Source organism: Gemmiger formicilis, assembly GCF_016901605.1.
In the GTDB taxonomy this organism is placed as follows: domain Bacteria; phylum Bacillota; class Clostridia; order Oscillospirales; family Ruminococcaceae; genus Gemmiger; species Gemmiger formicilis_B.
In genome coordinates, this window is the sequence record NZ_JACJKP010000346.1 from 1 (window position 1) to 807 (window position 807).

Consider the following 807-nt stretch of genomic DNA (forward strand, 5'->3'; position numbering starts at 1 on the left):
CTGGGCACCCACTTTGCGGGGGCTGATATAGGGGCCTTCCATGTTGATGCCCACCAGATCGGCGCCGCGCTCATTCTTGTGGGCAGCGGCCACATCCATAATGCCGTTCAGGATCTCTTCGTCAAAGGTCATGGTGGCGGGGCAGATGGCCAGCACGCCCTTGCTGGCTTCAAAATCGGCGATGGCCTGCAGGCCGGCCTCATCTGCATCACAGAAATCGTGACCGACCGCGCCGTGGAAGTGGATGTCCACCAGACCGGGCAGGCCATAGGCGCCCTGGGCGTCAATGATTTCTTCGTTTTCTTGCGGAGCGGCGCCGAACACGATGCGCCCGTCACGAATTACCAGGTCTTTTTCCACAAAGCGGCAGCCATCGGAAAATACCTTAGCGTTTCGGATAATCATAACAATGCTCCTCCTGCCTTTAGATCAGGCTCAGGGCTTCCTCGTCGCCAACCAGAATGAAGTCGGGGTGCATCTGCAGGATGCTGGCGGGAACTTCCGGCGTGACGGGGCCAAAGAACGCCTTCTTGACGATCTCGGCTTTGTCCTTGCCGTTGGCAACCATCAGGACCTTGCGGGCCTGCATGATGGTCTTGATGCCCATGGTGTAAGCCTGTTTCGGGACCAGATCCTCGTTGCCCTCAAAGAAGCGCTTGTTGGCTTCGATGGTTTCGGGCTTCAGGTCAACACAGTGGGTGCCCAGCTCAAAGGCTTCGCCCGGCTCATTGAAACCGATGTGGCCGTCGTGGCCGATGCCCAGCAGCTGCAGGTCGATGCCGCCCACGCGCTTGATCACATAGTCAT

General features: G+C 58.6%; 1 protein-coding gene and 1 pseudogene. Both read right to left on the bottom strand.

What is annotated here, in order from left to right:
- Positions 1 to 405 (bottom strand): annotated as a pseudogene (locus tag H6B10_RS14745) (N-acetylglucosamine-6-phosphate deacetylase); the annotation flags it as partial.
- A gap of 19 nt (positions 406 to 424) precedes the next feature.
- Positions 425 to 807: 6-phosphogluconolactonase (locus H6B10_RS14750; protein ID WP_204652283.1), on the bottom strand; the 383-nt coding region annotated here is incomplete at its 5' end.